Genomic DNA, 26,375 nt, shown 5'->3' on the forward strand with positions numbered 1-26,375 from the left:
TTGACGACCATCGCGAGCAAGCTCGCTCCTACAGGGGGCGCGGCTTTAAGCCTTGGCTGCCGGACGCTTGTCTTCAACCGTCCACTTGCCACCGTCGTAGTAAGCCTTCCAACCGGTTGGCTTACCGTCAACTTCGGTCTGCACGTACTGCTCCTTGGTCTTGCGGCTGTAACGGATCACGGCTGGCAGACCATCCGGATCTTTCTTCGGTGCTTCGCAGAGGAAGTGATACTTCGGATCGATCTCATCCTTGTGCGGGATGATTTCCATCACCAATGGAGCACGAGTCTCGCGGTTTTTCGGGAACTGGCTGGCCGCCAGGAACAGACCGGATGCACCGTCGCGCAGAATGTAGGTGTCATTGACCTTTTCGCACTTCAGCTCAGGCATCTTCACCGGATCCATCTTCGGCGGCGCGGCATCACCACTCTTCAGCAGTTTGCGGGTGTTCTTGCAGGTGGCATTGGTGCAACCGAAGAACTTGCCGAAACGGCCGGTCTTGAGCTGCATCTCGCTGCCACACTTGTCGCACTCCAGGCTCGGACCTTCATAGCCCTTGATGCGATAGGTGCCCTCTTCGATTTCGTAGCCATCGCAATCCGGGTTGTTACCGCAGATGTGCAGCTTGCGCTTCTCATCGAGCAGATAGGCGTCCATCGCCGTGCTGCAGATCGGGCAGCGATGCTTGCCACGCAACACCAGCGACTCCGATTCACCCTCGTCGTCCGCAGCGATTTCGTCGCCCGGCACCAGGTTGACGGTGGCCTTGCAGCGCTCTTTCGGCGGCAGGCTGTAGCCCGAGCAACCGAGGAACACGCCGGTCGACGCGGTACGGATCTGCATCGGCCGGCCGCAAGTGGTGCACGGAATGTCAGTCATGACGGGCTGATTGGCCCGCATGCCGTGTTCCGGGCTTTCGGCTACTTCGAGTTTCTTCTTGAAGTCGCCGTAGAACTCGTCGAGCACGTTTTTCCAGTCGCGTTCGCCCTGGGCCACGTCATCGAGATGCTCTTCCATGCCGGCGGTGAAGCCGTAGTCCATCAGGTTGGAGAAGCTTTCGGCCAGACGCTCGGTGACGATGTCGCCCATCTTTTCCGAATAGAAACGACGGTTGTGCAGCGCCACGTAGCCGCGGTCCTGAATGGTCGAAATGATCGCCGCGTAGGTCGAAGGACGACCGATGCCGCGTTTTTCCATTTCTTTTACCAGGCTGGCTTCCGAGTAACGCGCCGGCGGCTTGGTGAAGTGCTGGGTCGGATCAAGCTTGATCAGCTTCATCGCGTCGCCCTGGGCCATGTCCGGCAGCACGTCGTCATCGCCTGGCTTGGCGATTTGCGGCATGACGCGGGTGTAACCGTCGAACTTCAGGATGCGGCCCTTGGCGCGCAGCTCGAAGTCGCCGGCACCGACAGTGACCGTGGTCGACAGGTATTGTGCCGGCAGCATCTGGCAGGCGAGGAACTGGCGCCAGATGAGCTCGTAGAGGCGCTCAGCGTCACGCTCCATGCCCGACAGCTTGCTTGGCTCGGTATTGGCGTCGGACGGACGAATCGCTTCGTGAGCCTCTTGTGCGCCTTCCTTGCTGCTGTAGACGTTCGGGGTTTCCGGCAGGTATTTCTTGCCGAATTCGCCTTCAATATAGGCACGCGCCATCGCCACGGCATCAACCGAAAGGTTGGTGGAGTCGGTACGCATATAAGTGATGTAGCCAGCTTCGTAAAGACGCTGGGCCATCATCATGGTCTTCTTCACACCGAAGCCCAGGCGATTGCTTGCGGCTTGCTGCAAGGTGGACGTGATGAAGGGTGCCGACGGCTTGCTGCTGGTCGGCTTGTCTTCGCGCTTGACGATGCTGTAGCTGGAAGCCTTGAGCTTCTCCAGCGCGGCCATGGCCTGGGTTTCATTAAGCGGCTTGAAGGCTTCGCCTTTCTCGCGGGCCACGTCGAAGCGCACGGTCGCGCCTTTTGCGGTGCCGAGGTCGGCGTGAACTTCCCAGTACTCTTCCGGGATGAACGCGCGGATTTCACGTTCGCGCTCGACCACCAGCTTCACGGCAACCGACTGCACGCGACCGGCGGACAGACCGCGAGCGATCTTGGCCCACAGCAGCGGCGAAACCATGTAACCCACCACGCGGTCGAGGAAACGACGCGCCTGCTGGGCGTTGACGCGGTCGATATCCAGCTCGCCTGGTTTCGAGAAGGCTTCCTGAATGGCCTTCTTGGTGATTTCGTTGAACACCACGCGCTTGTAGCGGGTATCGTCACCACCGATGGCTTCGCGCAGGTGCCAGGCAATGGCTTCCCCCTCGCGGTCCAAGTCGGTTGCGAGATAGATGGTGTCAGCATCCTTGGCGAGCCGGCGCAGCTCTTCGATGACTTTTTCCTTGCCCGGGAGGATCTCGTACTTGGCTTTCCAGCCATGATCCGGATCGACACCCATGCGCGCGACCAGCTGCTTGCGCGCTTTTTCTTTCGGCGACAGTGCCGGCACTTCACCCGCAGCAGCCTTGCCGCGCTTGGCGGCTGGCTCTTTGCTGGCGCTAGCCGAACCGCTGGTGGGCAGGTCTCGGATATGGCCGATACTCGACTTCACCACGTATTCGTTGCCCAAATACTTGTTGATGGTCTTGGCCTTAGCCGGGGATTCCACAATGACCAGCGATTTGCCCATGGATCAGAAAATTCCTGAATTCGAGAAGTGAAAGGCGGTTGGCGCCTGACGCGGCACCGCTATATATAGTGGCTACAAGATGAGGTCAAGCGCAGGGCTCTGCGCGCACTCCCCTTATGGCTGCGGAAAAACGCTCGGTTCGGCCTGCACCAAAGCAAAGCGTGGCACCTGTTCGCCGTCAACCTCGACGGACTCCAGGAACATGCTCAAGGGACGCACCCAAAAGCCGTAATCGCCATACAGGGCTTGGTAGAAGACCACTTCTTCTTCGGTTTCCGAATGCCGCGCAACACTGAATACGCGGTACTGCGGACCTTTGTAATGTTGGTAGAGCCCAGGTTGTATCGGCATGCTTTGGCCCTCACTCAAATTTTTTCAAAATAAAAACAAAAATAAATCCGGAAAAACAAAAACCGGGGCACTTGGCCCCGGCTTCCATCAACGAGACGCTTAAACGCGTTCGAAGACGGTGGAGATGCCTTGGCCGAGACCAATGCACATGGTGGCTACCCCGAAGGTACCGCCATTCTGCTTCATCACATTGAGCAAAGTGCCGGAGATACGCGCACCGGAGCAACCGAACGGGTGGCCCAGGGCGATCGCGCCGCCGTGCAGGTTAACCTTCTCGCTCATCTTGTCGAGTACTTTCAGATCTTTCAGCACTGGCAGGGCCTGTGCGGCGAAAGCTTCGTTGAGCTCGAAGAAGTCGATGTCGGAAATGCCCAGACCCGCGCGCTTCAGTGCTTTTTGTGTGGCCGGTACTGGACCATAGCCCATGATTGCCGGATCCACACCTGCCACTGCCATCGAACGAATCACCGCCAGAGGCTGGATACCCAGATCCTGTGCACGCTGCGCCGACATCACGATCATGCACGAGGCACCATCGGTGATCTGCGACGAGGTACCGGCTGTCACGGTGCCGCCCTTCGGATTGAACGCCGGCTTCAGAGCCGCCAGGCTTTCCAGGGTGGTTTCCGGACGAATGGTTTCGTCGTAGTCGAAGGTTTTCAGGAAACCGTTCTCGTCGTAGCCCTGCATCGGGATGATTTCGTCTTTGAACTTGCCTTCCACGGTCGCCTTGTGGGCGAGTTGGTGGGAGCGCACGCCGAAAGCGTCCTGTTGCTCGCGAGTGATGCCGTGCATCTTGCCCAGCATTTCCGCGGTCAGGCCCATCATGCCCGAGGCTTTCGCCGCGTACAGCGACATGTGCGGGTTCGGATCGACACCGTGCATCATGCTCACGTGACCCATATGCTCGACGCCACCAACCACGAAAACGTCACCGTTGCCGGTCATGATCGCTTGCGCGGCAGTGTGCAGAGCGCTCATGGACGAGCCACACAGGCGGCTGACAGTCTGGCCGGCCGAAGTGTGCGGGATCTGGGTCATCAGCGACGCCATGCGCGCGATGTTCCAGCCCTGCTCCAGGGTCTGGTTCACACAGCCCCAGATCACGTCTTCGACTTCGTTCGGGTCGACCTTGACGTTACGTTCCAGCAGTTTGCTGATCAGGTGCGCCGACATGTCTTCGGCACGGGTGTTGCGGTGCATGCCGCCCTTGGAGCGGCCCATCGGAGTACGACCGAAGTCGACAATCACGACGTCTCTAGGATTCAAGCTCATAAGTTCACTCTCACTCTAGTTGGGGGCGCTTAACCGAAGAAGCTCTGGCCGTTCTTGGCCATTTCGCGCAGCTTCGCGGTCGGGTGGTACAGCGCGCCCAAATCAGCGTACTGGTCAGCCAGGGCAACGAACTCTGCCACACCGATCGAATCGATGTAACGCAGCGCACCGCCACGGAATGGAGGGAAACCAATACCGTAGACCAGACCCATGTCGGCTTCGGCAGCGGTTTCGACGATGCCGTCTTCCAGGCAACGCACGGTTTCCAGGCACAGCGGGATCATCATCCAGTTGATGATGTCTTCGTCGGTGACTTCGCGCTGCTCGTAAACGATCGGCTTGAGCACTTCCAGTACCGAAGGATCGGCAACCTTCTTCTGCTTGCCTTTCTTGTCGGTCTCGTAGGCGTAGAAGCCCTTGCCGTTCTTCTGGCCCAGGCGCTTGGCTTCGTAGAGCACGTCGACGGCCGAGCGACGGTCGTCCTTCATGCGGTCCGGGAAGCCTTCGGCCATTACGTCACGACCGTGGTGACCGGTGTCGATGCCGACCACGTCCATCAGGTAGGCCGGGCCCATAGGCCAGCCGAATTTTTCCATGATCTTGTCGATACGGACGAAGTCCACACCGGCGCTGACCAGCTTGGCGAAACCGCCGAAGTACGGGAACAGGACGCGGTTGACCAGGAAGCCCGGGCAGTCATTGACCACGATCGGGTTCTTGCCCATTTTCTTGGCGTAGGCAACGGTGGTGGCAACAGCCAGCTCGCTGGACTTCTCGCCACGGATCACTTCCACCAGCGGCATCATGTGCACCGGGTTGAAGAAGTGCATGCCGACGAAGTTTTCCGGACGCTTGAGGGCCTTGGCCAGCAAGGTGATGGAAATGGTCGAGGTATTGGACGCCAGGATGGTGTCCTCCTTGACCTTGTCTTCAACTTCGGCCAGTACCGCTTGCTTGACCTTCGGGTTCTCGACGACCGCTTCGACCACCAGATCCACGTGACCGAAGTCGCCGTAAGACAGGGTTGGACGGATGCCGTTGAGCACTTCAGCCATTTTCGCGGCGGTCATGCGACCTTTATCAACGCGGCCGACCAGCAGTTTGGCGGCTTCGGCCAGACCCTGCTCGATACCGTGCTCGTTGATGTCCTTCATCAGGATCGGCGTGCCTTTGGAGGCCGACTGATAGGCGATACCGCCACCCATGATGCCGGCGCCCAGTACGGCGGCCTGCTTCACGTCCTTGGCGATTTCGTCGTAGGCCTTGGCCTTTTTCTTCAGTTCCTGATCGTTCAGGAACAAGCCGATCAGGCTCTGCGCAGCAGAGGTCTTGGCCAGTTTGACGAAACCTGCAGCTTCAATTTCCAGCGCCTTGTCGCGACCGAAGTTCGCGGCTTTCTGGATGGTCTTGATCGCTTCAACCGGCGCCGGGTAATTCGGACCAGCCTGGCCGGCCACGAAACCCTTGGCGGTTTCGAAAGCCATCATTTGTTCGATGGCGTTCAGCTTCAGCTTTTCCAGCTTCGGCTGGCGCTTGGCCTTGTAGTCGAACTCGCCGGAGATGGCGCGCTTGATCAGTTCCAGCGCGGCATCCTGCAGTTGCTCAGGAGCAACCACTGCGTCGACGGCGCCGACTTTCAGTGCGTCTTCAGGACGGTTTTCCTTGCCGGCGGCGATCCATTCGATGGCGTTGTCGGCACCGATCAGGCGCGGCAGGCGCACAGTACCGCCGAAGCCCGGGTAGATGCCCAGCTTGACTTCCGGCAGACCGATCTTGGCCTTGGTGGACATGACGCGGTAGTCCGCCGCCAGGCACATTTCCAGACCGCCACCCAACGCGATGCCATTGATCGCGGCGACGGTCGGGACGTTGAGGTCTTCGAAATCGCTGAAAATCTTGTTGGCTTCGAGGTTGCCAGCAACAAGTTCTGCATCCGGCAGCTTGAAGTTGTCGACAAATTCGGTGATGTCGGCGCCGACGATGAACACGTCCTTGCCACTGCTGACGATCACGCCCTTGATCGAAGCATCTGCCTTGATGGTGTCTACGGCCTGACGCAGTTCGTTCAGGGTTAGACGGTTGAACTTGTTGACGGACTCACCCTTGAGGTCGAACTTCAGTTCGACGATGCCACTTTCAAGAGCCTTAACCGTGATGGCTTTACCTTCGTAAATCATCAACTGATCTCCACGATATGGAAGCTGAACAGTACACGTCGGACGCAGGCGAACGGCTTGGCAGGGACGTTGATCGTCAATGCTACGCCCATTCCCCCGGCACACCCGCCAACGCGATAGTCGGGATTCTGTAGGAGCGGTCTGAAATACAAACGCTCAATTCATACGCCCGTTTGATTTGGGTACGTCACCTTCACGGAATTTCCGACAATTGTCAATCGCCCGAAACACGGGTTGAAACGCGACTTTCCGGTCATATCCGTACTGCGAAGACCTTAAACACGCTTGAGCATGCAAGGTCATTCATAGAATCAATTGTTAGAAAGTTCGCCCTAATTCGCTGCAGCCCGTGTTTAACAAGCTACGCTGGCGGAACCCAGGGGAAAATTGTGAACGCTTTTGGCGAATGCCCAGCGTAAGATCAGCCAACACCGTTTTTACCGGCCTGCCTGGCCAACTCCAGCCCGATGATGAATGTCGGGCTTTTTATTGCCTGCGAAAAACACCTGTAGGAGCGAGCTCGCTCGCGATGGACGTCAACGATGACGCGGGAAGCCTGGCACCCCGCGGCGCTCTCAGGTTCATCGCGAGCAGGCTCGCTCCTACAGGGGATCGGGTTTCAGGCGAGGGCTTTGAGGGTGGCGTCGATCTGCTGCAACACCTCGGCCTCACCCTTCTCGCCCCAGTACAACGTGATCATTTGCTTGTCCGCCTCGACTTTGTAGACGTTGGCCGGCAATTTTTCGAAATGATCGAGCAGTGCCCTGTCTTCACAGATTTCCTGCCATTGATTGACCCAGACACCCGGTGATTTTTGCCAGTAACTCCAGCACGCCGGCTGATTGCCACGTCGAGGACGATGGTACTGGGCGCAGGGGCTCGGCGGCTCCTGGCTGAGCCAGTGCGGCCACTCCTGAGGCGCCAATTGCATGGCCAGCCCGATGCGCCGAGCCTCCATCCGCAAGGCGATGCGCCCGCTCTGAACTCGCGACGGCCGCAACCATGCCAGCGGACTCAGCACCACCAGCAGGATTGACACCACTATCCAGACCGTCATATCTGTACTCCCGAATTTGAATGAGCCCATTGTGTCACTTTGGAACCAATGCGCTTGAAACCAGCCATACTTACCAATATTGCATCCCTCAGGAGGAGCACCTCATGCCCTACAACCATATTCTGGTCGCTGTAGATCTGACCGAAGAGTGCGACCCTGTGATTCACCGCGCTCGCGAACTGTCGGTGAGCAACGGTGCGAAATTGTCGCTGGTGCACATTGTCGAGCCGATGGCGATGGCCTTCGGCGGCGACGTGCCGATGGACCTGTCACAACTGCAACAGCAGCAGTTCGATCAAGCCAAGGAGCGCCTTGACCGCTTGATCCTGAAATACCCGGAGCTCTCCAGGGAATACAGCCACCTGACCTACGGACAGCCACGCCAGGAGATCCACCACCTGGCCAAGGAGCAAACCTGCGACCTGATCGTGGTGGGCAGCCATGGCCGGCATGGTCTGGCACTGTTGCTGGGCTCCACCGCCAATGACGTGCTGCATGGCGCGCCTTGTGATGTGCTGGCGGTGCGTCTGCAAAACAAAAGCTGACAACACACCCTTGTAGGAGCGAGCCTGCTCGCGATGGTCGTCAACGATGACACGGGAAGCCTGACACCCCGCGGCGCTCTCAAGTTCATCGCGAGCAAGCTCGCTCCTACAGGGGGATTGCATTTCATATGAAAAGCCCGGCGTTCATCACTGAACGCCGGGCTTTTTTTGTTACCGGGTCAATCAGGCATCCAGCTCGGCCCAACGCTCGACCATGATGTCGAGTTCAGCCTGCAACTGCTCCAATTGAGCAATCACCGCAGCCGTTTCGGCCGCCGGACGCTGATAGAAGCCGGCATCCGCCATCTGTGCTTCAACGGCGGCAATCTGCTGCTCCATGGCCTCGATCTGCCCCGGCAACGCCTCCAGTTCGCGCTGCAATTTGTAGCTGAGCTTTTTCTTCGCCACTGGCGCTTCGACAGCTGCCGCAACCGGCGCAGGCTCGGCCTTCACCACCGCGGAGTTCAGGTCGGCCTTGCCGGACTTGCTCTCGGTCACGCCCAGTAGACGCGGCGAGCCGCCCTGGCGCAGCCAGTCCTGGTAGCCACCGACGTACTCGCGAACCTTGCCTTCACCTTCGAAGACCAGGGTACTGGTGACCACGTTGTCGAGGAATGCCCGGTCGTGGCTGACCATCAGTACGGTGCCGTTGAAGGTCAGCAAGACCTCTTCCAGCAGCTCGAGGGTTTCGACGTCGAGGTCGTTGGTCGGTTCGTCGAGTACCAGCAGGTTCGCCGGCTTGCTGAACAGCTTGGCCAGCAACAGACGGGCACGCTCACCACCCGACAGCGCCTTGACTGGCGTGCGGGCACGCTGCGGGCTGAACAGGAAGTCGCCGAGGTAGCTCAGCACGTGGCGGCTCTGGCCGTCGATATCGATGAAGTCGCGACCTTCGGCCACGTTGTCGATCACGGTTTTTTCCAGATCCAGCTGATGGCGCAACTGGTCGAAGTAGGCGACATCAATCCGGGTGCCCTCTTCCACTTTGCCGCTGGTCGGCTGCAAGCCGCTGAGCATCAGTTTCAGCAGGGTGGTCTTGCCGGTACCGTTGGCGCCGAGCAAACCGATACGGTCGCCGCGCTGCAGCACCATGGAGAAGTCCTTGATCAGGAACGGACCGTCCGGGTGAGCGAAACTCACGTTATCGAGGACCATTACCTGCTTGCCGGACTTGTCGGCGGTTTCCAGCTGGATATTGGCCTTGCCGGTACGCTCACGACGCTCGCTGCGCTCGACGCGCAAGGCTTTGAGCGCACGTACGCGACCTTCGTTACGGGTGCGACGGGCCTTGATGCCCTGGCGAATCCACACTTCTTCCTGGGCCAGGCGCTTGTCGAACAGCGCGTTGGCGGTCTCCTCGGCCGCCAGTGCGGCTTCCTTGTGCACGAGGAAACTGGCGTAGTCGCCGTTCCAGTCGATCAGGCCGCCGCGATCCAGTTCGAGGATGCGGGTTGCCAGGTTCTGCAGGAAAGAACGGTCGTGCGTGATGAACAGCACGGCGCCCTGGAAATCCTTCAGCGCTTCTTCAAGCCAGGCGATGGCACCGATGTCCAGGTGGTTGGTCGGTTCGTCGAGCAGTAGCAGGTCCGGCTCGGACACCAGGGCCTGGGCCAGCAGGACGCGACGACGCCAGCCGCCGGACAACTCGGCGAGGGTCTTGTCGGCCGGCAGTTGCAGGCGGCTCAAGGTGCTGTCGACGAGGGTCTGCAAGCGCCAGCCATCGCGGGCTTCGAGGTCGTGCTGGACGTGCATCAGCTTGTCCAGATCGGCGTCAGTGACGATGTTCTGGCTCAGGTGGTGATATTCGGCGAGCAAGGCGCCAACGCCGTCCAGGCCTTCGGCCACCACGTCGAACACTGTCCGCTCGTCGGCCACCGGCAATTCTTGCGGCAATTCGCCGATCTTGAGCCCGGGTGCGCGCCAAACGGAGCCGTCATCGGGCTTCTGGTCGCCCTTGACGAGCTTCATCATGCTGGACTTGCCAGTGCCGTTGCGGCCGATGATGCACACCCGCTCACCACGGGCGATCTGCCAGGACACCTTGTCCAACAACGGCATAGCGCCGAAAGCAAGGGACACATCGCTGAATTTGAGCAGGGTCATGAGCTTCTCCAAAAACCGGGCGCGCATTCTACCTGACTTGAGGCTTCAGAAGGCCGGCAATTTCACTCTCGCAGCACTCTGCATGACAAATGTTGCGAACTGATGCGGGAAGACCCGCAAAGCTTTCACCGGCTGCTGGCAAAAGGCTAAGCTACAGACAATTCAGCGCGGGCCTGGCCCGCGCTTGTCATGATTTTTCTCTGCCCGGACGTCTCATGCGCAGTCGCCTTTTCAATCTTTTATCTGCTTTTTTACTGTCTGCAGCTGCCGTTCAATCCGCCCAGGCGGTGGACCTGTCCACCCAACGCCAGTATTACGATGAAGCCAAGCGCGCCCTGGCCAAGGGCGATAGCGGACCGTATTTCCGTTACAGCCAGGCCCTCGCCGATTATCCGCTGGAACCCTACCTGGCGTACGACGAACTGACCGCGCGCCTGAAAACCGCGAGCAACGCCGAAATCGAGAAATTCCTCGCCGAACACGGCGACCTGCCCCAGGCCAACTGGATGAAGTTGCGTTGGTTGCGCTGGCTGGCGGAACGGGGCGACTGGGCGACCTTCGTCAAGTACTACGACCCGAAAATGAACTTCACCGAACTGGACTGCCTGAATGCGCAGTACCAGATCAGCCACAACCTCAAAGCCGAAGGTTACGCCAACACTGAAAAGCTCTGGCTGACCGGTAAATCCCAGCCCGAAGCCTGCGATGCCCTGTTCGGCATGTGGGCCGCCGATGGCCAGTTGACCGAGCAAAAACGTTGGGAACGCGCCAAACTCGCCGCCCAGGCGCGCAACTATCCCCTGGCCAACAGCCTGATCAACGGCATGACCACCCTCGCCCCTCGCGGCCGCTTGCTGGTGGACGTGGCGCAGAAACCGGAACTGCTCAACCAGCCGTCACGCTTTACCCCGGCCGATGAAGCCATGTCCGATGTGGTCAGCCTCGGCCTGCGCCGCCTGGCTCGTCAGGACCCGGACAGGGCCATGAATCTGCTCGACGGTTACGCCAGCAGCATGCATTTCTCCCGGGATGAAAAAGTGGCGATCGCCCGGGAAATCGGGCTGACCCTCGCCAAACGTTTCGACAGTCGAGCCCTGGACGTCATGACCAAATACGATCCGGAACTGCGCGACAACACGGTTTCCGAATGGCGCTTGCGCCTGCTCCTGCGCCTGGCGCGCTGGGACGATGCCTATCAGTTGACCCGCCGCCTGCCCCAGGACCTGGCCACCACCAACCGCTGGCGTTACTGGCAGGCCCGCACCCTGGAGCTGGCGCAACCGCAGAACCCGGAAGCCCAGACCCTGTATCGAAGCGTGGCTCGTGAGCGCGACTTTTATGGGTTCCTCGCGGCGGATCGCTCGCAGTCACCCTATTCGCTGAATAACAAGCCGCTGGTGATGAGCCAGGCGCTGATCAACAAAGTGCGCAACACCCCCGGCATACGTCGCGCCCTGGAGTTCCACGCTCGCGGGCAAATCGTCGACGGGCGCCGCGAGTGGTACCACGTCAGCCGTCACTTCAGCCGCGACGAAATGGTCGCCCAGGCCAAACTGGCCTACGACCTGAAATGGTACTTCCCGGCCATTCGCACCATCAGCCAGGCGCAGTACTGGGACGATCTGGATATCCGTTTCCCGATGGCCCACCGCAACACGCTGGTGCGTGAAGCGAAGAATCGCGGCCTGCATCCGAGCTGGGCGTTTGCCATCACTCGCCAGGAAAGCGCCTTCATGGAAGATGCCCGCTCCGGGGTCGGCGCCTCGGGCCTGATGCAACTGATGCCCGCCACCGCCAAGGAAACCGCACGCAAGTTCAGCATTCCCTATAGCTCGCCACAGCAACTGTTCAACCCGGACAAGAACATCCAGCTCGGCGCCGCATACCTGAGCCAGGTGCACAGCCAGTTCAACGGCAACCGCGTCCTCGCCTCCGCCGCCTACAACGCCGGCCCGGGCCGAGTGCGCCAATGGCTGCGCGGTGCGGACCACCTGAGTTTCGACGTGTGGGTGGAAAGCATTCCGTTCGACGAAACCCGCCAGTACGTGCAAAACGTGCTGTCGTATTCGGTGATCTATGGCGAGAAGCTCAACTCACCGCAGCCAATCGTGGATTGGCATGAGCGGTATTTCGACGATCAATGATTCAAATCGACCCTCAAAAAAAGCCCGCATCTCAGATTCGGGCTTTTTTGTTGCTCAGAATTTCTTTGCCGACTTGAGTCGTGCGAAGACCTGTTTTCCAAGCTGGGTCAGGCGATACTTTTGTGCCGGACTACTTGGCGACTCAGGATGGGTCATCTCTATCCATTCGACCGCTAATGCAGGCCTGAGATAGTTAGCCCGAAAGGTCGCCCTGTGCACCAATCCGATGTCAGCCATCAATTCGCTGATCTTTCGCGGACCGTTAAGATGCAGTGCAGAAAGCAACTTCTCTACTGGGTCGGTTACTGGGTCGGTTACTGGGTCGATTTCTGGCTCACCCCGTACCGCCTCCGATAGTGCAAGGCTCATGGCTTGCAACATGAACTCTACGAAAGGCGTTGATTCCGCCAAATGATCGGCCGCCGACAATGCCGCGTAGTACGCCTCCTGCTGATCCCGAATCACGGCCTCAACCGGCAAATAAGATAATACCGGGCGCCACTGACTGAGTATCAGGGTTTGCCAAAGGCGTCCCATACGTCCGTTACCGTCAGCGAAGGGATGGATGAACTCAAATTCATAATGAAAGACGCAGCTGGTAATCAGCGGATGCCAGTCCGAGGCACCAAGCCACGCCAACAAGTCATCAATCAAGTGCACAACGCGACTCGGCGGCGGCGCCACATGGATCAACTTATCGCCACGATAGATACCCACGCCGGTTCGACGAAACTGCCCGCATTCATCAATCAATCCGCCCATCAGCAATTCATGCCGCTTCATGTCCATCACTGAACTGCAACGCCGCCAACCGCGCATACAACGCATTGCTGGCAATCAGCTCCAGATGCGTGCCCACCGCCACCAGTTTCCCTTGGTCCATCACCGCAATTCGGTCGGCGTTTTTCACCGTGGCCAGGCGATGGGCGATCACCAGGGTGGTCCGGTTTTTCATCAGTGTCGGCAGCGCCTGCTGGATCAGGTGTTCGCTTTGGGCGTCGAGGGCGCTGGTGGCTTCGTCCAGGAGCAGGATCGGGGCGTCTACCAGCAACGCACGGGCAATGGCCAGGCGTTGGCGCTGGCCGCCGGACAAGCCGAGACCACCGTCCCCCAGATGAGTCTGGTAACCATTGGGCATGGCTTCGATAAAGTCATGGGCGTAAGCGACTTTTGCCGCTTCCTGTACCTCGGCCAACGTCGCCTGCGGATTGCCGTAGCGAATGTTTTCTTCAATGCTGCCGAAAAACAGCGCCGGGGTTTGCGACACCAGGGCAAAACAGCGACGCAGGTCCAGCGGGTCGAGTTGAGTCAACGGCACGCCATCGAGCAGGATGCGCCCCTCGGCCGGGTCGTAAAAACGCAGCAGCAAGTCATACACCGTGGATTTTCCGGCCCCCGATGGCCCGACCAGCGCCAGCGTCTCACCGGCATTGACGGTCAGGCTCAACCCGTCGACAGCATAATTTTCCGGCCGCGACGGGTAGGAAAAACGCACATTGTGCAGTTGTAGTTGGCCATTGACCCGCTCCGGCAGCTTCACCGCGTCCGCCACCGGCGGCAGGATGATGTTTTCCGAACGCAGCAACTCGGCAATCCGCTCGGCCGCGCCGGCTGCCCGCTGCAACTCGCCAATCACTTCGCTCAACGTGCCGAACGCGCTGCCGACAATCAGGCTGTAGAACACGAACGCCGCCAGCTCGCCAGCGGAAATTCGCCCGGCGATGACGTCCATGCCACCAACCCAGAGCATCACCCCGACGGCACCCAAGACCAACACGATCACCAGGGTAATCAGCCAGGCCCGCTGGAAGATGCGCTTGCGCGCAGTGTTGAACGCCTCTTCCACCGTCACGGCAAACCGTCGCTCGTCCTGGGCCTGATGGTTGTAGGCCTGCACGGTCTTGATCTGCCCCAGGGTTTCGGACACATAACTGCCGATATCGGCAATCCGGTCCTGACTCAGGCGTGAGAGGTTACGCACCCGGCGTCCGAAAATCAGGATCGGCGCGATCACCAGGGGCAAGGCAACCACCACGATGCTGGTGAGTTTGGGGTTAGTGATGAACAGCAGGACGATCCCACCGATCACCATCAGCAAATTGCGCAGGAACAATGACAGCGAAGAACCGATGACCGATTGCAACAGCGTGGTGTCGGCGGTCAGGCGGGACTGGATTTCCGAGCTGCGATTGTCTTCGTAAAACCCCGGGTGCAGGTAAATCAGATGATTGAACACGTTGCGGCGGATATCGGCGACGCAGCGCTCGCCGATCCACGACACCAGGTAAAACCGTGCAAAGGTTCCGATCGCCAATCCCGCCACCAGTAACATGAACAGACCGATGGACTGATTGAGCAGATGCGGTGACTGGGTCATGAACCCCTCGTCCACCAGCAGGCGGATGCCTTGCCCCATGGACAAGGTGATGCCAGCGGTGACGATCAGCGCCAGCAAGGCGCCAAAGGCCTGCCAGCGATATGGCGCGATGAAGCGACTGGCCAGGCGAATGGCACGGCGGTGACGGGCAGAGAGCATCGTAATCATCCTGGACAAGGCAATCATTAGGGTCAGCCTATACCGCTCAATGGGGTGGCTTGCTGCAAATCACAATGAGTCGGGTTAATTATGTCCGCCAACACTAGAGGCTAGACGCTATTGGTCTAAAGTTCGGGTAGCCACGTGGTGGCATTTCTGGTGGACTGGTTATGCCCCCTAGGAAAGATCGCAGGGAGTTGTCATAGCCCGGTCACCTGGCGGTTCTACAGTAAGCACACAACCTGATGAGGAGACAGGCCATGTCCTTGCAACACAGCAGCGATGACAAGATTCAAGTGATCCGCACGCAACCAGACCAGTCTCTGGGTTGCTCGATTATTGACGAGCAGGGTCGCGAAGTACCGATCACTGAAGAAATGATCCAGAAAGCTTGCAGCGAACTGGATAAGCGATTGGTCAAACCTGCCAAACAAAAGTGATATAGCCACCGTCTTCTTGACCCGGCCCATTGTTGGCCGGGTTTTTTATGGGCGCCTGTCCGGACATTGTGGGGCGCCCTTCGCGGTCTATCAGACTGCCGTTGCCCCCAACGCCGCCACAATCCTCTGCAACTCAGGCGCATCCCCCTCGATCCGCACCTGCAATCCGTCGATCTCTCGACGCGAAGGATAATTCTTGCGCAACGCATCAAATGCCGCTCGCTGTTCGCTGACACTGCCGACAAGGCTGCGACGGAAGTCCGCATCGTCACGTCGCGGGTCATACACGCCACGGCACAGCATCGCCAACGCCCAGGCCGGGTCACTTTGCGCATTGAGGGTCACGTGCGACAGCCACGGCGCCGGCAGCAAATCGCCCAGGCTGACCCGGGCTGGCTGCCCAAGGAAATCGCAATAGGCCTGATAAATCTGCGCGGTGCCCCGCTGCTTGCCGTCGAGGCTGTAGCCGGCAATGTGTGGCGTTGCCAGCACGCAGAGTTCGGCCAGCGCCACGTCGACTTCAGGCTCGCCTTCCCAGACATCGAGCACCGCTTGCAGGTCTTCGCGCTCCAGCAGCACGTCGCGCAGTGCTGCATTGTTGACCACCGGCCCGCGACTGGCATTAATCAGCCAGGTGCCGGACCTGAGCTGGTTCAGGTGTTTTTCATCGAACAAATGCCAGGTCGATTGCTGACCCTGTTTAGTCAATGGCGTGTGCAGACTGATGACGTCGCACTCGTCGATGATCTGCTCGAGGCTGACGTAGTCTCCACCTTCCGCAGTTTGCCGTGGCGGATCGCACACCAGCACCTTCCAGCCCAGGCCTTGCAATACCTTGACCAGGCGTCCACCCACTTCGCCGGCACCGACCACGCCGTAGGTACGCCGGGTCAGGTCGACACCCTCGATTTCGGCCAGGGTCAGCAGACTGCCGAGCACATAGTCGACCACACCACGGGCATTGCAGCCCGGCGCGCTGGACCAGGTAATACCGGCCTGCTGAAAGTAATTCAGGTCCAGATGATCGGTGCCGATGGTGCACGTACCGACAAAGCGCACCTTGCTGCCCTCGAGCAGCGCGCGATTGACGTTGGTCACCGAGCGCACCAACAGCACATCGGCCTGCTCGACCGTGGCACGGTCGATGGCGCGACCCGGTACCCGGCGGATTTCACCGAAGCCTTCGAAGAAGGCATCGAGCAGAGGGATATTTTCGTCGGCAACAATCAGCATGGCAGGCTCCTTTGGCGGGTTGGCAGTGTAGGCGCAGAATTCATCTCTGTGTAGGAGCGAACATGCTCGCCATGGGCGTTAACGATAACGAGGGCTGCCTGAATGAACGCGGCGCCCTCACATTCATCGTGAGCGAGCTCGCTCCTACAGAGAGAGCGGAGCGATTACAAATACCCAACACAGTCTTTTCCTGACCGAAGCGTCAACGCGTAGAATGCGCAGCCCTGCGCATCAAAACCTCTGGACGCTTCGCTTGTGAATTCCGTGACTGACACTACCGCCGCCCCACGCACGACCCCGGTTCGCCTGGAGCTCAAGGGCCTGCTCGGCCTGGCCCTGCCGATCATGATCGCGCAACTGGCCACCACGGCCATGGGCTTCGTCGATGCGGTGATGGCCGGCCGCGTCAGCCCACGGGACCTGGCATCGGTGGCCCTGGGCAACTCGATCTGGATTCCGGTCTACCTGTTGATGTCCGGCGTCCTGCTGGCAACCACACCCAAGGTCGCGCAACGCTTTGGCGCCGGGCAGTTTGACGAAATCGGCCCGCTGGTCCGTCAGGCGCTGTGGCTCGCATTGTGTGTCGGGTTGATCGGCAGCGGCCTGTTGCTCGGCGCCGAGCCGATCCTGCACTGGATGAAAGTTGATCCGCAATTGATCGAGCCGAGCATGGGTTACCTGCACGGAATCGCCTTCGGCTTGCCGGGCATGGCGTTCTATTACGTGCTGCGCTGCTACAGCGATGGCATGGGTCGGACCCGTCCGAGCATGGTCATTGGCTTGTGCGGGCTACTGCTGAACATCCCGCTGAACTACACGTTGATCTATGGCCATTTCGGCGCCCCGGCCCTGGGCGGCGTCGGTTGCGGCTGGGCCAGCGGCATTGTGATGTGGTTCATGGCGTTGAGCATGGCCGGCTGGACCTTCTGGGCCCCGTTCTATGCCCGCACCCGTGTACTGGTGCGCTTCGACCGGCCGAAATGGGCCGTGATCAAGCGCCTGGTCAGCATTGGCCTGCCGATCGGTATCGCCGTCTTCGCCGAGTCCAGCATCTTCGCGGTCATCGCCCTGTTGATCGGCAGTCTCGGCTCCACCGTGGTGGCAGGGCATCAAATCGCCCTGAATATCAGCTCGTTGCTGTTCATGATTCCTTACTCGCTGGGCATGGCGGTGACCGTGCGGGTCGGCCAGGCACTGGGGGCCGGCAATCCTTGGCAGGCGCGCTTCGCGGCGAAGGTCGGGCTAGGCGCGGCACTGGTGTTCGCGGCGTTCTCGGCGGCACTGATCCTGCTCCTGCGCGAACCTATCGCCTCGATCTACACGCCTGACAAGGCCGTGATCCAGATTGCGTCGATGTTGATTGTGTATGCCGCGCTGTATCAGTTTTCCGATGCCATCCAGGTGATCTGCGCCGGCGCGCTGCGTGGGTACCAGGACACCCGGGTGACGATGATCCTGACCTTGTTCGCCTATTGGGGCATCGGCCTGCCGGTCGGCTACGTGCTGGGACTGACCGATTGGTTCGGTCCGGCCAGCGGCCCGAGCGGGCTGTGGGAAGGGTTGATTGCCGGTTTGAGCTGTGCGGCGCTGATGCTGTCGATCCGACTGACGCTCAGTGCGCGCCGGCGGATTCGTAACAGCCAGGGTTGATCGCCACAACCCTGCAGGAGCGAGCTTGCTCGCGAAGGTCGTGAACGATAACGCGCGAAAACCAGATGCCCAACGGCGCCTTCGTTATTTTCGCGAGCAAGCTCGTTCCTACAGGGGGGTTGTTGGTTAAACAGACTTCTTGCGAATCCAGTAGAGGTAGGTGCCCTCATCTTCGTGCTGTGCCACCAGTTCATGGTCGAGAAACACACAGAACTTGGGAATGTCGCGACGGGTCGACGGGTCAGTGGCGATCACCTTGAGCAGGCCGCCGGGCACCAGATCACGGATGTGTTGATGCAGCATCATCACCGGCTCGGGGCAATTGAGGCCGGTGGCGTCGAGGGTGCCGTCTACCGGCGTATCAAGCATTTCACTCATGATTCACTCCTGAAACTGGCCGGCATTGTCGCGCATTGCCGGGTGTAACGTCATCTGTGGCATTACGCCGCCCCCTTGTAGGAGCGAGCCTGCTCGCGATGATCGTTAACGATAACGCTGGATGCCTGACACCCCAATGCGCTCTCAGGTCCATCGCGAGCAGGCTCGCTCCTACAGGGGATTGCGGTGTTTCAGCGGGACTTGGGTTTCTTCACGTCCAGTCGGCGCAAATGGCAAGTCACTTCCTCGCGGTCGTGGTACAGCTGCTTGCAGCCAATCTCGACCTTGATACCCCGGGCCTTGAAGCCATCGGCAATGCGCTCGAGCAAACGCTTCACTTCGGCATAGCGCTGCTTCATCGGCAGCTTGAGATTGACCACCGCCTCGCGACAATGGCCGTCGCCGATCCACTCTTCCAGCATCGCGGCGTTGCGCGCCGGCTTCTCGACGATGTCGCAGACCATCCAGTCCACCGGTTGCTTGGGCTTGAAGGTGAAACCGTCAGCCATCAAGTGCTGCACCAGACCGGTGTCCATCAGGCTTTCGGCCATCGGGCCGTTGTCGATGGCCGTGACCAGCATGCCACGGTTGACCAGTTGCCAGGTCCAGCCACCAGGGGCGGCCCCCAAGTCAACGCCGGTCATGTCGCCATGCAGGCGCTCGTCCCACTGGTCGCGCGGGATGAAGTGGTGCCAGGCCTCTTCCAGCTTGAGGGTCGAGCGGCTCGGCGCCTCGCGGGGGAACTTCAAACGGGGAATGCCCATCGGCCACATCGCCGAGTTGTTCGACTCCGCCAGGCCCATGAACACTTCACGACCGCTCTTGAACGTCAGCAGCAAACGCGGCTTGTGGGCATCTTCCACCAGCTTGCCGGCCGCCATCAGCGCCTTGCGCAGGTGCACTTCGAATTTCTTGCAGAAGTTCGACAGTTCCTTGCCGTCGTTGGTGTCGACCATTTCCAGCCACAGGCTGCCGCACAGCGGAAAGTCCGCCATGTGGGCGAGGATCACACTGATGCGGTCGGTTTCCGGCAGATCGATGAAAATCCCCCGGGCCCATTGGCGCGGGAAGATCAGCTCGGCAAAACGCTGCCCGCGCATCAGGCGCTCGGCGCCGTCTTCTTCGGTGCAGACAAACTCGGCGCAGGCAGTTGCCGCCTTGGCCTTGGCATAACCGGCCACGTTCAAGCGCGCGGCGAGGTCGGAAATCTCGGAACAGACTTCGCCTTCGAAGCCCGGCCGGCAATGCATAAAGAGGGTGTTCATTAATACTCCTGGACCCTGTAGGAGCGAGCTCGCTCCCACAAAGAGAGACCGCTTGCCCTGAAGCAAAGCCTGTCACGAAAACCGGCGCATGATAGCCGAGATCGGAAGCTGGAGCTTGTCGATAGAACCCGGTTATTAGCCAGCTACTGAAAACAGAGCTAGGTTTAATGTTCTGCCCATCCCCTCAGTCCGTAGCCGTGCGGACTCAAAGGAGTGATTGCAATGCCGTCCCTCGATAGCCTGAATACGCTCAAGACCCTGCAAGTCGGCAACAAGACCTACCACTACTTCAGCCTGCCCGAGGCCGCCAAAAGCCTGGGTGATCTGGACAAGTTGCCGATGTCGTTGAAAGTCCTGCTGGAAAACCTGCTGCGCTGGGAGGACGAAAAAACCGTCACCGGTGCCGACCTCAAGGCATTGGCCGCGTGGCTCAAGGAGCGTCGTTCCGACCGCGAGATCCAGTACCGCCCCGCGCGGGTGCTGATGCAGGACTTCACCGGCGTACCGGCGGTGGTCGACCTGGCCGCGATGCGCGCGGCGATGGCCAAGGCCGGCGGCAATCCGCAACGGATCAACCCGCTGTCGCCGGTGGACCTGGTGATCGACCACTCGGTGATGGTCGACAAGTTCGCCAGCAGCAGCGCCTTCGAGCAGAACGTCGACATTGAAATGCAGCGCAATGGCGAGCGCTATGCGTTCCTGCGCTGGGGCCAGAGTGCCTTCGACAATTTCAGCGTGGTGCCGCCGGGCACCGGGATCTGCCACCAGGTGAATCTTGAATACCTCGGCCGCACGGTCTGGACCAAGGACGAGGACGGCCGCACTTACGCCTTCCCGGACACTCTGGTTGGCACCGATTCCCACACCACCATGATCAACGGCCTCGGCGTGCTTGGCTGGGGTGTCGGCGGTATCGAGGCGGAAGCGGCGATGCTCGGGCAACCGGTGTCGATGCTGATTCCCGAAGTCATCGGTTTCAAACTCACCGGCAAGCTCAAGGAAGGCATCACCGCCACCGACCTGGTGCTGACCGTGACCCAGATGCTGCGCAAGAAAGGCGTGGTGGGCAAATTCGTCGAATTCTACGGCGACGGCCTTGCCGACCTGCCCCTGGCCGACCGCGCGACCATCGCCAACATGGCCCCGGAATACGGCGCCACCTGCGGTTTCTTCCCGGTGGACGACATCACGCTGGAATACCTGCGCCTGTCCGGCCGGCCCCCGGAAACGGTGCAACTGGTCGAGGCCTACAGCAAGGCCCAGGGCCTGTGGCGCCTGCCCGGCCAGGAACCGGTGTTCACCGACAGCCTGGCGCTGGACATGGGCAGCGTCGAAGCCTGCCTCGCGGGGCCGAAACGCCCGCAGGACCGGGTGACGCTGCCGAATGTCGCGCAAGCGTTCAGCGACTTCACCGACCTGCAATTCAAGCCCACCAGCAAGGAAGAAGGCCGTCTGGAAAGTGAAGGCGGTGGCGGTGTTGCCGTCGGCAATGCCGATATGGCCGGCGAAGCGGATTACGATTACGAAGGCCAGACCTATCGCCTGAAAAACGGCGCCGTGGTCATCGCCGCGATCACCTCCTGCACCAACACCTCCAACCCCAGCGTGATGATGGCCGCCGGGCTGGTGGCGAAGAAGGCCGTGGAAAAAGGCCTGAAACGCAAACCCTGGGTGAAGAGCTCGCTGGCCCCCGGCTCGAAAGTGGTCACCGACTACTACAAGGCGGCCGGCCTGACCCAGTACCTCGATGAATTGGGCTTTGCCCTGGTCGGCTATGGCTGCACCACTTGCATCGGCAACTCCGGGCCGCTGTCGGAGCCCATCGAGAAAGCCATCCAGCAAGCCGACCTCACCGTGGCCTCCGTGCTCTCGGGCAATCGCAACTTCGAAGGCCGGGTGCATCCATTGGTGAAAACCAACTGGCTGGCCTCCCCGCCGCTGGTGGTGGCCTATGCGCTGGCCGGCACGGTGCGCACCGACCTCAGCCGCGAGCCGCTGGGCGATGGCAAGGACGGCAAACCGGTGTACCTGCGGGACATCTGGCCAAGCAGCAAGGAAATTGCCGACGCCGTGAATCAGGTCAACACCGCCATGTTCCACAAGGAGTACGCCGAAGTGTTTGCCGGTGACGAACAATGGCAGGCGATCAAGGTTCCGCAGGCGGCGACCTATGTCTGGCAGGACGACTCGACTTACATCCAGCACCCGCCGTTCTTCGACGACATCGGCGGCCCAGCGCCCGTGGTCAAGGATGTCAGCGGCGCCAGGATCCTCGCACTGCTCGGCGACTCGGTGACCACCGACCACATCTCCCCGGCCGGCAACATCAAGGTCGACAGCCCGGCAGGGCAATACCTGCGCGACAAAGGCGTGGAACCGCGGGACTTCAACTCCTACGGCTCGCGGCGTGGCAACCATGAAGTAATGATGCGCGGCACCTTCGCCAACATTCGCATACGCAACGAAATGCTCGGCGGCGAAGAAGGCGGCAACACCCGCTACATTCCCACCGAGGAAAAAATGTCGATCTACGACGCCGCCATGCGCTATCAGGCTTCGGGCACGCCGCTGGTGGTGATCGCCGGCCAGGAATACGGCACCGGCTCGAGTCGCGACTGGGCGGCCAAGGGCACCAACCTGCTGGGGGTGAAAGCAGTCGTCGCCGAAAGCTTCGAACGGATTCACCGCTCCAACCTGGTGGGCATGGGCGTGCTGCCGTTGCAATTCAAGCTGGATCAGAACCGCAAGAGCCTGAAACTGGGTGGCAGCGAAACCCTGGACATCCTCGGCTTGACCGGCGTCGAGCTGACGCCACGGATGAACCTGACGCTGGTCATCACCCGCGAAGACGGCAGCCGCGAGAAGATCGAGGTGTTGTGCCGCATCGATACACTCAATGAGGTGGAGTACTTCAAGTCCGGAGGGATTCTGCATTATGTGTTGCGGCAGTTGATCGCGTCTTGACCGACCGCTGACAAAGACACCGCCTTCGGGCGGTGTCTTTGTTTGGGCCACGAAAAGCCATGTGGGAGCGAGCTTGCTCGCGATATGGAGAGAACATTCAACATTGTTGCCGACAGTCGGTAAGCTATCGCGCGCAAGCTCGCTCCCACAGGGGTTTGACAGTGCATCGCAAATCCCGACAAAAGGACTTCAAATGATTGCCCTGCCATGGACGCTTCTGGCTCTGCTTTCCTTCGGCTACGGACTGGCGCTGACCTACGGCCATCTCGGCTGGCTCTCGGCAATCTCGGTGTTCCTGTTGCTGGTCGCAGGTGTCGCCGTCCGCCAACGCGACATCCCTTTTGCCCGCAACCTCGGCCACGGCCTGTTCATCGTCCTGGCCCTGGCATTGGCGACGCATTGGCTACCCGGCTTCTATAACGGTCGCGCCATCGACCCCCAGCGTTTTACCGACAATGCCGTGTCATTCGCCATGCACCTGAACCTGGACAAACCGCTGATCGGCTTCTGGCTGTTACTGGTTTGCCCGTGGATTGTCGGCCGCCGTTCGCTTCGGTTGTCACTGTATGCCACCGTACTGGCCCTGACCTTGAGCGCCATGCTGGCATTGGGTGGCGCGCTGTTGCTGGGCGTAATCGCCTGGGCGCCGAAATGGCCGGATCAAGCCTGGCTGTGGTTGCTGAACAATCTGCTGCTGGTGACGCTGGTCGAAGAGGCGCTGTTCCGTGGCTACATCCAGGGCGGCCTGACCCGGTATCTCAAAGACCGGCCCTACGGTGAACACCTCGCCCTGCTGCTGGCGTCATTGGTCTTCGGCCTGGCCCATGCCGGCGCGGGATGGCAGTGGGTATTGCTGGCAACGCTGGCCGGGGTCGGCTATGGCCTGGCCTATCGGTTCGGGGGGCTGGGTGCCGCCATCGCCAGCCACTTTGGCCTGAACCTGCTGCACTTCGGTCTGTTCACCTATCCGATGCTCGCCGGCTGACGCAAGGGTCATTTTGCGACGCATTGCCGATTATCGAAAAATAATCTCAACAATCCGCCAGCCTTGCCGATACAGCCCTTGAAAGCCTTGCGGATTAAAAAAGCCATGCGTAACAACCAGCCAATTACACAACGCGAGCGGACCTTCCCGGCTCAGCAACGGTTGATTTCCACCACCGATGCCAAGGGCATGATCACCTACTGTAACGACGCTTTCGTCGAGATCAGCGGGTTTTCCCGAGAGGAATTGATCCGTGCACCGCACAACCTGGTCCGTCACCCCGACGTCCCGGCGGCGGTGTTCGCACACATGTGGGACACGCTGAAACAAGGCTTGCCATGGATGGGCATTGTCAAGAATCGCTGCAAGACCGGTGATCATTACTGGGTGAACGCCTATGTGACACCGATCTTCGAAGGCAATCAGGTGATCGGTTATGAGTCGGTGCGGGTCAAGCCCACCGCCGAACAGATCCGCCGTGCCGAAGCGCTCTACCAGCGCATCAACCAGGGCAAGTCAGCCATTCCCTCCTCGGATAAATGGTTGCCGATCCTGCAGGACTGGCTGCCGTTCATTCTGGTCAGCCAATTGAGCTTCATGATCGGTGCCTCGTTGAACTCCCACTGGGGGTTTGCCCTGGCTGCCGGTCTTTCGGTGCCACTGGGCCTGATGGGCCTCCAGTGGCAACAGCGAGGCCTCAAGCGTTTGCTGCGCCTGGCCGAGCAGACTACCTCCGATCCGTTGATCGCACAGATGTACACCGACAGTCGCGGCGCCCAGGCGCGTCTGGAAATGTCCATCCTCAGTCAGGAAGCACGCCTGAAAACCTGCCTGACGCGTCTGCAGGACACGGCCGAACACCTGACCGATCAGGCCCGACAGTCCGACGCCCTGGCGCACAACAGCTCCAGCGGCCTGGAACGTCAACGGGTCGAGACCGAGCAAGTGGCCACCGCGGTCAACCAGATGGCCGCGACCACCCAGGAAGTCGCCAGCCACGTGCAACGCACCGCCGACGCCACCCAGGAAGCCAACCGCCTGACCGGTCGTGGTCGTGACATCGCCGGGGAAACCCGCGAAGCCATCCAGCGCCTGTCGGTAGTCGTCGGTGAAACCGGCGTCACCGTGACCCAACTGGCCAAGGACAGCAACGAAATCGGCGGCGTGGTCGACGTGATCAAAGGCATCGCCGACCAGACCAACCTGCTGGCCCTGAACGCCGCCATCGAAGCGGCCCGTGCCGGCGAAATGGGTCGTGGTTTTGCGGTGGTGGCCGACGAAGTCCGTCAGCTGGCGCAACGCACCAGTGAGTCCACCGGGCAGATTCACGCACTGATCGCCAAGCTCCAGCACACCGCCGGCACTGCCGTGCAAACCATGGAAGCCGGGCATCGTCAGGCGGAAGAAGGCGTGGCGCGGGTACTGGAAGCGGACCAGGCCCTGGTGGGGATCAGCGAAGCGGTGGCCAACATCACCGACATGACCACCCAGATCGCCGCCGCGACCGAAGAGCAAAGTGCCGTGGCCGAAGAGATCAGCCGCAACATCAGCAACATTTCGGAACTGGCGGACCAGACCTCGGAACAAGCACAGAACTCGGCGTTGCTGAGTGAAGAGCTGACCAAGACTGCCAATACACAGTATTCGTTGGTGGAGCGGTTTAACCGCTGATTGCTGCTGGAATGATAAAAACCCGGACAGTGAGAGCTTCCGGGTTTTTTATTGAGCCGGTGACAGTGATGTTGTCTGGTAGTCCCCCATCGCGAGCAAGCTCGCTCCCACAGGGTTTTGAGCCACACCACAAATCACTGTGGGAGCGAGCTTGCTCGCGGTGGGGGCCTTACAGCCCGCACAAAACCTCACTGAAGGAATGAAGCCACCTTCTGCGCCGCAGCCGCCAAATGCTGCTCATGGTTAAACCCCGAAGCCTTCAGCGGCTTCAAGTCATGATCCCCCGCCACCAGCCAGAACACGTCGATACCCGGCGATAGCGCGTAACCCTCGACCGCCTCCCGGTTGCCCAACGCATCGCGCTCACCTTGCACGATTAAGGTCCGCGCCTTCAACTCCGCCAAATGCTCAACCCGTGGCTTCTCCGGTTTGCCCACCGCATAGAACGGATAACCCAGGCACACCAGCCCATCCGCGCCCAACTCATCCGCCAGCAGACTGGCCATGCGCCCGCCCATGGACTTGCCGCCGATGGCCAGCGGCCCAGTGACATGGCGTCGCACCTGGGCATACACCTCACGCCAGCATTCCAGCAGTTTCGGCGCGGGGTTCGGCGGACGTCTACCGCCATCGAGGCGCCGTTGCGCCATGTAGGGAAACTCGAAGCGCAACACGTTGACGCCTTGAGCGGCGAGGCGTGCAGCCATGTCGCTCATCCAGCCGCTGTCCATCGGTGCGCCGGCGCCATGGGCGAGGATCAGCGTCGCCGCAGCCTTGCCAGCGGCGGCATTCCACAACCATCCATGATCCCGCACGCACTGCGCCCATTGATCCCCGTCAATACCGGCCTTGTGCCCTTTGTCCATGCTTGCCTCGCTTTTAGTCTGCCTATAACTCCGGCCGAAGGGTGCACTGCCTTGCGCTGCGC

Annotated in this window: 18 protein-coding genes and 1 pseudogene; 7 read left to right on the forward strand and 12 right to left on the reverse strand. The window is 60.3% G+C overall.

The window, feature by feature from the left end; translation table 11 throughout:
• Positions 1–45 precede the first annotated feature (45 nt).
• From topA to AC1RP7_RS17620, 5 genes are all read right to left on the reverse strand, one after another.
• Positions 46–2,673, reverse strand: a complete 2,628-nt coding sequence (topA, locus tag AC1RP7_RS17600; RefSeq protein WP_493181818.1) for a type I DNA topoisomerase — start codon at positions 2,671–2,673, stop codon at positions 46–48.
• Between the two features lie 114 nt (positions 2,674–2,787).
• Positions 2,788–3,024, reverse strand: a complete 237-nt coding sequence (locus tag AC1RP7_RS17605) for a DUF1653 domain-containing protein (RefSeq protein WP_057715655.1) — start codon at positions 3,022–3,024, stop codon at positions 2,788–2,790.
• A gap of 99 nt (positions 3,025–3,123) precedes the next feature.
• Positions 3,124–4,299 (reverse strand): acetyl-CoA C-acyltransferase FadA, encoded by a 1,176-nt coding sequence (fadA, locus tag AC1RP7_RS17610; RefSeq protein ID WP_493181814.1) that lies wholly within the window; start codon positions 4,297–4,299, stop codon positions 3,124–3,126.
• 29 nt (positions 4,300–4,328) lie between these two features.
• Positions 4,329–6,476 carry a fatty acid oxidation complex subunit alpha FadB gene (gene fadB, locus AC1RP7_RS17615; RefSeq protein ID WP_057715656.1) on the reverse strand — a complete coding sequence of 716 codons (2,148 nt, stop codon included), beginning with the start codon at positions 6,474–6,476 and terminating at the stop codon, positions 4,329–4,331.
• Between the two features lie 619 nt (positions 6,477–7,095).
• Positions 7,096–7,533: a hypothetical protein gene (locus AC1RP7_RS17620; protein WP_090454096.1), complete on the reverse strand. Its 438-nt coding sequence runs from the start codon at positions 7,531–7,533 to the stop codon at positions 7,096–7,098.
• Positions 7,534–7,637: 104 nt separating this feature from the next.
• Between AC1RP7_RS17620 and AC1RP7_RS17625 the strand changes: the two genes are divergently transcribed.
• Positions 7,638–8,078, forward strand: a complete 441-nt coding sequence (locus tag AC1RP7_RS17625) for a universal stress protein (protein ID WP_046041383.1) — start codon at positions 7,638–7,640, stop codon at positions 8,076–8,078.
• 183 nt (positions 8,079–8,261) lie between these two features.
• On the opposite strand, the gene AC1RP7_RS17630 is transcribed toward AC1RP7_RS17625, so the two are convergent.
• Positions 8,262–10,181, reverse strand: a complete 1,920-nt coding sequence (locus AC1RP7_RS17630) for an ATP-binding cassette domain-containing protein (protein ID WP_008022990.1) — start codon at positions 10,179–10,181, stop codon at positions 8,262–8,264.
• A gap of 215 nt (positions 10,182–10,396) precedes the next feature.
• On the opposite strand from AC1RP7_RS17630, the gene AC1RP7_RS17635 reads away from it, so the two are divergent.
• Positions 10,397–12,325 (forward strand): transglycosylase SLT domain-containing protein, encoded by a 1,929-nt coding sequence (locus tag AC1RP7_RS17635; RefSeq protein ID WP_057715658.1) that lies wholly within the window; start codon positions 10,397–10,399, stop codon positions 12,323–12,325.
• Positions 12,326–12,379: 54 nt separating this feature from the next.
• On the opposite strand, the pseudogene AC1RP7_RS17640 reads toward AC1RP7_RS17635, so the two are convergent.
• Positions 12,380–13,102, reverse strand: a pseudogene (locus AC1RP7_RS17640) (Fic family protein); the annotation flags it as partial.
• Positions 13,095–14,870, reverse strand: coding sequence for an ABC transporter transmembrane domain-containing protein (locus tag AC1RP7_RS17645; protein ID WP_218496888.1), 1,776 nt, complete (start codon positions 14,868–14,870; stop codon positions 13,095–13,097). The pseudogene AC1RP7_RS17640 and the gene AC1RP7_RS17645, both read right to left, overlap by 8 nt.
• A gap of 251 nt (positions 14,871–15,121) precedes the next feature.
• On the opposite strand from AC1RP7_RS17645, the gene AC1RP7_RS17650 reads away from it, so the two are divergent.
• Entirely contained in the window at positions 15,122–15,301 is a 180-nt protein-coding gene (locus AC1RP7_RS17650) for a PA1571 family protein (RefSeq protein WP_057715660.1), read from the forward strand.
• A 90-nt stretch (positions 15,302–15,391) separates the two neighbouring features.
• Here AC1RP7_RS17650 and pdxB read toward each other — a convergent pair whose 3' ends face one another.
• Positions 15,392–16,534 carry a 4-phosphoerythronate dehydrogenase PdxB gene (gene pdxB, locus AC1RP7_RS17655; RefSeq protein ID WP_057715661.1) on the reverse strand — a complete coding sequence of 381 codons (1,143 nt, stop codon included), beginning with the start codon at positions 16,532–16,534 and terminating at the stop codon, positions 15,392–15,394.
• Between the two features lie 255 nt (positions 16,535–16,789).
• Here pdxB and AC1RP7_RS17660 point away from each other — a divergent pair, with 255 nt between their 5' ends.
• A complete protein-coding gene (locus AC1RP7_RS17660) occupies positions 16,790–18,184 on the forward strand; it encodes an MATE family efflux transporter (RefSeq protein ID WP_057715662.1) in 1,395 nt (464 codons plus the stop codon).
• Between the two features lie 126 nt (positions 18,185–18,310).
• On the opposite strand, the gene tusA is transcribed toward AC1RP7_RS17660, so the two are convergent.
• Positions 18,311–18,562, reverse strand: a complete 252-nt coding sequence (gene tusA, locus AC1RP7_RS17665; RefSeq protein ID WP_056721984.1) for a sulfurtransferase TusA — start codon at positions 18,560–18,562, stop codon at positions 18,311–18,313.
• A gap of 191 nt (positions 18,563–18,753) precedes the next feature.
• Positions 18,754–19,827: a 23S rRNA (cytidine(2498)-2'-O)-methyltransferase RlmM gene (gene rlmM / locus AC1RP7_RS17670; RefSeq protein WP_057715663.1), complete on the reverse strand. Its 1,074-nt coding sequence runs from the start codon at positions 19,825–19,827 to the stop codon at positions 18,754–18,756.
• Between the two features lie 222 nt (positions 19,828–20,049).
• On the opposite strand from rlmM, the gene acnA reads away from it, so the two are divergent.
• The 3 genes from acnA to AC1RP7_RS17685 all read left to right on the forward strand — a co-directional run bounded on the left by acnA (position 20,050) and on the right by AC1RP7_RS17685 (position 25,447).
• The gene (acnA, locus tag AC1RP7_RS17675) at positions 20,050–22,791 is read left to right on the forward strand and encodes an aconitate hydratase AcnA (RefSeq protein ID WP_493181811.1); all 2,742 of its coding nucleotides are present in this window, start codon (positions 20,050–20,052) and stop codon (positions 22,789–22,791) included.
• A gap of 193 nt (positions 22,792–22,984) precedes the next feature.
• Complete coding sequence (locus AC1RP7_RS17680; RefSeq protein WP_090454089.1) at positions 22,985–23,776, forward strand: CPBP family intramembrane glutamic endopeptidase; 792 nt, start codon at positions 22,985–22,987, stop codon at positions 23,774–23,776.
• Positions 23,777–23,881: 105 nt separating this feature from the next.
• Entirely contained in the window at positions 23,882–25,447 is a 1,566-nt protein-coding gene (locus AC1RP7_RS17685) for a methyl-accepting chemotaxis protein (protein ID WP_218496707.1), read from the forward strand.
• Between the two features lie 188 nt (positions 25,448–25,635).
• Here the strand turns inward: AC1RP7_RS17685 and AC1RP7_RS17690 are convergent, their stop codons facing one another.
• A complete protein-coding gene (locus AC1RP7_RS17690; protein ID WP_493181809.1) occupies positions 25,636–26,313 on the reverse strand; it encodes an alpha/beta family hydrolase in 678 nt (225 codons plus the stop codon).
• Positions 26,314–26,375: the final 62 nt, after the last annotated feature.

Source organism: Pseudomonas sp. GW822-FHT01E03 (assembly GCF_058802985.1).